Raw genomic sequence first — 7,022 nt, 5'->3', positions numbered from 1 at the left:
CGCCGCCCTCGCCGCGGCGGCGGCCCACGGCCTCGACCCGCTCGCCCTGGACGAGGCCGCCGACGCCCGTACGCCCTCGCCGGCCTTGCGGACCACCGCCCGCAAGCTGGGCCGCCAGATGATGCGGGCCGCCCGCGCCACCTGGCCGAGCCCCGAACTGGACGCGCTCGCCCTGGCCCGGCCGCGCGGCGCCCACCAGCCCGTCGTCCTCGGCCTCACCGCGCGGGCGGCGGGCCTGGGCCCCGTGGACGCCGCGCACTGTGTCGCGTACGAGACCGTCAGCGGCCCCGCCACCGCCGTCGTCCGCCTCCTCTCCCTCGACCCCTTCCACGCCACCGCCGTCCTGGCCCGGCTCGCCCCCGAGCTGGACCGGGTCGCCGAACAGGCCGCCGAGGCAGCCCGGCAGGGCATCGACGCCCTGCCCGCCGCCTCCGCCCCACTCCTCGACATCACCGCCGAGGCGCACGCCGCCTGGCCGGTCCGCCTCTTCGCCTCGTAACCACCCGCCCGATCACCACAGCCTCGTAGTCACCCGCTCGACCATCACAGGGAGCCCCCATGCACCTCGGCCACACCCACGACGGCCCCGCCGCCGTCAGCGCCGACGCCACCCGCCCCGACGGCACCCGGCGCGCCCTGCGCATCGGCCTCGGCGGACCCGTCGGCTCCGGCAAGACGGCCACCGTCGCCGCCCTCTGCCGCGAACTGCGCGACCGGATCTCCATCGCCGTCGTCACCAACGACATCTACACCCGCGAGGACGCCGACTTCCTCCTGAACAACGCCGTCCTGCCGCCCGAGCGGATCCAGGCCGTCGAGACCGGCGCCTGCCCGCACACCGCGATCCGCGACGACATCTCCGCCAACCTCGAAGCGGTCGAGGACCTGGAGGACGCGGTCGGCCCGCTCGACCTGATCCTCGTCGAGTCCGGCGGCGACAACCTCACCGCCACCTTCTCCAAGGGCCTGGTCGACGCGCAGATCTTCGTCATCGACGTCGCGGGCGGCGACGACATCCCGCGCAAGGGCGGCCCCGGCGTCACCACCGCCGACCTCCTGGTCATCAACAAGACGGACCTCGCCCCGTACGTCGGCTCCGACCTGGAGCGGATGGCCCTGGACGCCAAGAAGCAGCGCGGCGAACTCCCGGTCGCCTTCACCTCGCTGACCTCCGCTGAGGGCGTCGGCCCGGTCGCCGACTGGGTGCGCGCACAGCTCGCCGCCTGGACCGCGTGAGCGTCCGCGCGCGGGCCCGGCTGCGCGCCGAGCCCGACGGGCGCGGCGGCACCGCCCTGCCCGTCCTGGAGAGCGACGGCCCGCTCGCCCTGCGCCGCACCCGCTCGCCTCGGGCCACGTACGCCCGGGTCACCGTGGTCGGCGCGATGAGCGCCCCGCTGAACGGCGACCGCCTGGCGATCGAGGCGGAGGTCGCCGACGGCGCACGCCTCACCGTGGACGCGGCGGCGGCCACCGTCGCCCTGCCCGGGGCGCGGGCGGACGGCGGGCCCTCCACGTACACCGTGGACCTCACCGTGGGGGAGCGGGCGCTCCTGCACTGGCTGCCCGAACAGCTCGTCTCCGCCCACGGCAGCGACCTGCGCCAGACCACCCGGGTCCGACTCGCCGCCACCGGCCGCCTGCTGCTGCGCGAGGAGCAGATCCTCGGCCGGCACGGCGAGCCCACCGGCGGACTCACCACCCGGCTCACCGTCCACCGCGCGGGCCGCCCGCTCCTGGACCAGCAGCTGGCCTACGGGCCCGGCGCCCCCGGAGGCTGGGACGGCCCCGCCGTCCTCGGCGGCCACCGGGCCGTAGGCCAACTCCTCCTCGCCGACCCGGCCTTCGACGACGCCCCGCTCCCCGCACGCCTCCTCGGCCCCACCGCCGCCCTCACCCCGCTCGCCGGACCCGCCGTCCTGGTGACCGCGGTGGCCGCCGACGCCCGCCTGCTGCGCGGGATCCTGGACGACGCGACGAGCGAGCTGCTGGACGGACTGAAGGCCGATCACGGCGACGGAGCCGGCTGAGTCCGCTCAGCGAACTTCCTTCACCGGTTATGGGTTCGGTAAAGAAACAGGTGTACGCCCTGGCCCCGGGCGCCCCACAGACGAAAGGATCCCCGCGACGTACCGATGACCACGCCGCCCCCTCGGCGGCGGATCGGATGAAGGGGGATTCACGTGAGACGTACGACAGTGCTCGGCTCGGCCGGGGCTCTCGTCGCGGGCACGCTCATAGCCGGGGCGATGGCCGCACCCGCGGCGAGCGCCGACGGCCGTCACCACGGCCGGGGCGACGCCGAGGCGCGCGGGGTCGCCGTAGCGGCGCAGCGGGCGGCGAAGGCCGGGATCGACTGGAAGGACTGCCCGGAGGACTGGGGCCTGACCGCCCCCATCCAATGCGGCCGGGTGACGGTGCCGCTCGACTACGCGAAGCCGAACGGCAAGAAGATCAAGATCGCCGTCGACCGGCACGTCAGCACCGGCACGAAGCGCGAGCGGCAGGGCGCCCTGCTCTACAACCCGGGTGGCCCCGGCGGTTCCGGACTGCGCTTCCCGACCCGGATCACCACCAAGAACCCGCTCTGGACGAAGACCGCGAAGGCGTACGACTTCGTCGGCTTCGACCCGCGAGGCGTCGGCCGCTCGGCCCCGATCTCCTGCGTGGACCCGCAGGAGTTCGTCAAGGCGCCCAAGGCCGACCCGGTCCCCGACAGCGAGGCCGACAAGCGCGCCCAGCGCAAGCTGGCCCGCGAGTACGCCGAAGGGTGCGGCGAGCGCAGCGGCGCGATGCTGCCGCATATGACGACGCCGAACACGGCACGCGACCTGGACGTCATCCGGGCCGCGCTCGGGGAGAAGAAGCTCAACTTCATCGGCGTCTCCTACGGCACCTACCTGGGCGCCGTCTACGGCACGCTCTTCCCGACCCACGTACGGCGCATGGTCGTCGACAGCGTGGTCGACCCCTCGCGGAAGAACATCTGGTACCGGGCGAACCTGAACCAGGACATCGCCTTCCAGTCACGCTGGGACGACTGGAAGGCGTGGGTGGCGAAGCACGACTCCGTCTACGGCATCGGCGACACCCCGCAGAAGGTCGAGAAGGCCTGGCTGGAGCTGCGGGCCGCCGCCAAGAAGGAGCCCATCGGGGGCGTCCTCGGCCCCGCCGAGCTCATCGGCTTCTTCCAGAGCGCGCCGTACTACGACTCCGCCTGGGCCCCCACCGCCAAGACCTGGAGCGCCTACCGGGCCGGTGACACCCAGGCCCTGATCGACGCCGCGGCCCCCGACATGAGCGACCTCGCGGGCAACGCCGCCGCCGAGAACGGCAACGCGGTCTACAACGCCGTCGAGTGCGCCGACGCCCAGTGGCCCACCGACTGGCGCACCTGGGACCGGGACAACACCCGGCTGCACGCGAAGTATCCGTTCATGACGTGGGCCAACGCCTGGATGAACCTGCCCTGCGCCACCTGGCCGGCGAAGTCGCAGACCCCGCTGGACGTGCAGACCCGCAAGGGCCTGCCGCCCGTCCTCATCGTGCAGTCCACCCGCGACGCCGCCACCCCGTACGCGGGCGCGGTCGAACTGCACAAGCGGTTCAAGGGCTCCCGGCTCATCACCGAGAAGGACGCCGGCTCCCACGGCGTCACCGGACTGGTCAACCCCTGCGTCAACGATCGGGTGGACGCCTACCTGCTCACCGGGAAGACCGACCGGCACGATGTGACGTGCACCCCGCACGCCGCACCGAAGCCGTAACGCACTCAGGAGCCGTACGACCGGGGCCCGCTCAGCGGCGGCCCCGGTCGTACGCCGCCAGCCAGGCGTCCTCCGCCGCGTAGTCGAAGAGCCCTTCGCCGTAACTCTTGAGCATCTTCGGGAACGCCTCCCGCCAGTCGCGCCCCGCCAGCTCCCCGGCGAGCCACTCGACCGTCTCCGGCAGCGACTCCGCGTACCCGATCACCGGCCGGTAGCCGAGCTGCTCCCCGGCGGCCGTCATGTCGTAGACCACGGGATGCGCGCCGCTCCACGGCGTCTCGCCGACATGCCCCTCGGGCACCGGGCCGTCGATCAGCACCGTCTCCGTCTCCCGCCCCAGCACCGCGTCGATCGCCGACGCGATCTCCGCGACCGTCGGCGCCTGCGGGTCCGCCGCGTTCAGCACCCGCGACCCCGGCCTGTGGGCGGCCAGCCGGATCAGCTCCGCCGCGTTGGACACATGCACCGGGTGGAAGCGGCTCTCCCCGCCGTACGCGAGCACCCGTCGCCGCCGCCCGTCCAGCAGCCGCTTCACGAAGTACAGTTCGCGCGGTGTCCGGCAGTACGGGCCGTGGACCGCGCCCGCGCGCAGCAGCGTCACCGGTAGCGCCTCGCCCGCCGCCAGCAGCTCCCGCTCCAGCAGGATCTTCCGCGTGCCGTACGTGGCGTCCCCCGGGGCCACCGTGCGCCGGCTCTCCGGCAGCGGCACCGGATAGCGCGGGAAGCCGTCCGGTTCGGCCTGGGTGTCGAAGCTGCGGCCCCGCTCGTCCTCGTACACCGCGCCGCTGGAGATCACGACCGCCGAGCCGATCCGGCCGGCCAGCCCGGTCAGCTGCCGGGCGTGCGCGCCGTCGAACGCCACCATGTCGACCAGCACGTCACAGCTCTCGCCCAGCGCCTTCTCCAGCGCCCCCTCCTCGTCCCGGTCGAGCGCCACCGCCCGTACCCCGGCGTCCCAGCTCTCGTCCCGGCCCCCGCCGCGCGAGGCCGCCGTGACCTCCCAGCCGTCGGCGGCCAGCGCGCGGACGGTGGCCCGCCCGATCTGGCCCGTCGCTCCCAGCACCCATGCGTGTCCGTTGCTCATGCGGCCGACGCTAGGGGGAGCGGGCCCATCCGGACGAGGCCGCTCTGCCGGTGGCGTATTCGCGCTCAGCGTCGCAGCTTCGGGAACTTCCTCGGCGGCGCGGCCTCCTGCTCGGCCGCCTTCACCTTGGCCGCGTACTCGTCCACGTACTCCTGGCCGGAGAGTTCGAGGATCGCGTACATGATCTCGTCCGTCACCGCCCGGATCGCGGCCTTCTGGTTCTCCATGCCCGCGTAGCGGGAGAAGTCCAGCGGTTCGCCGAAGCGGATCGCGACCCGCTTGATCTTCGGCACGACCTGGCCGGGCGGCTGGATCTCGAAAGTGCCGACCATGGCACAGGGGATCACCGGAACCTGCGCGGTGATCGCCATCACCGCGACCCCGACCTTGCCCTTGTAGAGCCGGCCGTCGTGCGAGCGGGTGCCCTCCGGATAGATCCCCAGCAGCTCGCCCTTGCTCAGGACGCCGAGCCCCTCGCGGATGGCCGCCTGCCCCGCGTCCTTGCCGGACCGGTCCACCGGGATCTGGCCCGCGCTGCGGAAGAAGGCCGCCGTGAGCCGGCCCTTGATCCCCGGGCCCGTGAAGTACTCCGCTTTCGCCAGGAAGGTGATCCGGCGCTTGATGATGGCCGGCATCAGGAAATGGTCGGAGAAGGAGAGGTGATTGCCCGCGACGATCGCCGCGCCGCCCGTAGGAATGTTCTCCAGGCCCTCGATACGGGGACGGAACAGCAGCCGCAGCACGGGCCCCAGCACGACATACTTCAGGACGTAATAAAACACCTTGCGGGTGCACCTCGCTCTGCCGGGCCGACTCAGGACTGCGTACTACCAGGTCATGATGGTGCCGAGGCCCTACAGCGTAGAGCCCCGGCACCACCGTGCGACCGTAGCGAACCGGTCTCCCGGCTCGTACCCGTCTCCGGGCCCGTCAGACGTGGTCACCCGCCGCGGCGGTCAGGTGTCCTCGTGGGCGCCCGTGGCGGTCAGGTGTCCTGGGTGGCCAGCATGCCGAGGGTGCACAGGCCCAGCACCACCCAGCCGAACCAGAGCCAGCCGCTGCTTCCCAGCGCCACGGTGTACGCGGTCACCGCGACCAGTGCCCCGACGGTCATGTATCCCATGGTCTTCGTCGATCCGGACATGCGCGCACGCTCCTCGTCGGCCGCGCGGCCGTTGTCCCCATGGTCACCCCGGATGCGCCCCCGGCGCTACTGTCCGCGCGCCTGCAAAGACGCGAGATAGGCGTTGTACGCCGCCAGCTCCTTGTCACCGTCGCGGTCCGCGGCCCGGTCCGAGCGCCGGGCGGCACGCTGTTCGGAGTTGTACCACTGGAAGACCAGCGCGATCAGCACCAGCACGGAGGGGATCTCGCTGAACGCCCACGCGATGCCGCCCGCCCAGTTCTGGTCGCTCAGCGCGTCGATGCCGAGCGAGGCGGGCGGATTCTCGTACGTCTTCACCATCGGCGTCGACGCCATCATCAGCGCGATCCCGAAGAACGCGTGGAACGGCATCCCGGCGAACAGCTCCAGCATCCGCATCAGATAGCCGGGCCGGTGCGGACCCGGGTCCACGCCCATGATCGGCCAGAAGAAGACCAGGCCGACCGCGAGGAAGTGCACCATCATCCCGATGTGGCCGGGCTTCGAGCCCATCAGGAAGTCGAAGATCGGCGTGAAATACAGCGCGTACAGGCTCGCGATGAACAGCGGAATCGTGAACACCGGATGCGTGATGATCTTCATGTACCGGCTCTGCAGCAGCTTCAGCAGCAGCTCACGCGGCCCGGTCCGGCCCCGGCCGGCCGGCGGCAGCGCGCGCAGCGCCAGCGTCACCGGGGCGCCCAGCAGCAGCAGGATCGGCGACAGCATGCTGATCACCATGTGCTGCACCATGTGCACGCTGAACATGACCATGCCGTAGTCGTTGAGCTTGGTGCACATCACCAGCGCGATGCTCAGCACGCCCACCGTGAAGAACACGATCCGGTTCACCGGCCAGCCGTCCCCGCGCCGACGCAGCCGCACCACGCCGTACCCGTACAGGGCGAGCGCCAGGATGCAGCCGGTCAGGAAGAACGGGTCGACGGAGAGCTCCAGCCCCCGTCCCAGCGTGAACGGCGGCAGATCCATGTTCATGCCGTGCCCGCTGTGATCCATCTGTTCACTCCCG

At 72.2% G+C, this 7,022-nt stretch carries 8 protein-coding genes; 4 read left to right on the top strand and 4 right to left on the bottom strand.

Annotation, left to right across the window (positions count from 1 at the left end):
• The 4 genes from G3I54_RS10865 to G3I54_RS10850 form a co-directional block, all read left to right on the top strand.
• Positions 1 to 499: urease accessory UreF family protein (locus G3I54_RS10865; RefSeq protein WP_164613510.1), on the top strand; the 499-nt coding region annotated here is incomplete at its 5' end.
• A 59-nt stretch (positions 500 to 558) separates the two neighbouring features.
• Positions 559 to 1,236, top strand: coding sequence for an urease accessory protein UreG (gene ureG, locus G3I54_RS10860; RefSeq protein ID WP_164613508.1), 678 nt, complete (start codon positions 559 to 561; stop codon positions 1,234 to 1,236).
• Positions 1,233 to 2,027, top strand: coding sequence for an urease accessory protein UreD (locus tag G3I54_RS10855; RefSeq protein WP_164613506.1), 795 nt, complete (start codon positions 1,233 to 1,235; stop codon positions 2,025 to 2,027). Before ureG ends, G3I54_RS10855 begins: the two co-directional genes overlap by 4 nt.
• Positions 2,028 to 2,180: 153 nt before the next feature.
• Positions 2,181 to 3,764, top strand: a complete 1,584-nt coding sequence (locus tag G3I54_RS10850; protein ID WP_343240308.1) for an alpha/beta hydrolase — start codon at positions 2,181 to 2,183, stop codon at positions 3,762 to 3,764.
• Positions 3,765 to 3,795: 31 nt separating this feature from the next.
• On the opposite strand, the gene G3I54_RS10845 is transcribed toward G3I54_RS10850, so the two are convergent.
• The 4 genes from G3I54_RS10845 to G3I54_RS10835 form a co-directional block, all read right to left on the bottom strand.
• Positions 3,796 to 4,848, bottom strand: coding sequence for an NAD-dependent epimerase/dehydratase family protein (locus G3I54_RS10845; RefSeq protein WP_164613504.1), 1,053 nt, complete (start codon positions 4,846 to 4,848; stop codon positions 3,796 to 3,798).
• Positions 4,849 to 4,913: 65 nt separating this feature from the next.
• Positions 4,914 to 5,630: a lysophospholipid acyltransferase family protein gene (locus tag G3I54_RS10840; RefSeq protein ID WP_164613502.1), complete on the bottom strand. Its 717-nt coding sequence runs from the start codon at positions 5,628 to 5,630 to the stop codon at positions 4,914 to 4,916.
• A gap of 203 nt (positions 5,631 to 5,833) precedes the next feature.
• Complete coding sequence (locus G3I54_RS38950) at positions 5,834 to 5,992, bottom strand: hypothetical protein (protein WP_032785887.1); 159 nt, start codon at positions 5,990 to 5,992, stop codon at positions 5,834 to 5,836.
• Positions 5,993 to 6,058: 66 nt separating this feature from the next.
• Positions 6,059 to 7,009: a cytochrome c oxidase assembly protein gene (locus G3I54_RS10835; RefSeq protein ID WP_164613501.1), complete on the bottom strand. Its 951-nt coding sequence runs from the start codon at positions 7,007 to 7,009 to the stop codon at positions 6,059 to 6,061.
• Between the last annotated feature and the right edge of the window lie 13 nt (positions 7,010 to 7,022).

Source organism: Streptomyces sp. SID14515 (assembly GCF_010548505.1).
Taxonomy (GTDB): Bacteria; Actinomycetota; Actinomycetes; order Streptomycetales; family Streptomycetaceae; genus Streptomyces; species Streptomyces caviscabies.
This window is presented reverse-complemented; position numbering and strand designations above follow the sequence as displayed.

Bases quoted from the DNA above. Each gene is read 5' to 3' on its own strand.
- G3I54_RS38950 (WP_032785887.1), bottom strand. From the start codon at position 5,992: ATGTCCGGATCGACGAAGACCATGGGATACATGACCGTCGGGGCACTG.
- ureG (WP_164613508.1), top strand. From the start codon at position 559: ATGCACCTCGGCCACACCCACGACGGCCCCGCCGCCGTCAGCGCCGAC.
- G3I54_RS10835 (WP_164613501.1), bottom strand. From the start codon at position 7,009: ATGGATCACAGCGGGCACGGCATGAACATGGATCTGCCGCCGTTCACG.
- G3I54_RS10845 (WP_164613504.1), bottom strand. From the start codon at position 4,848: ATGAGCAACGGACACGCATGGGTGCTGGGAGCGACGGGCCAGATCGGG.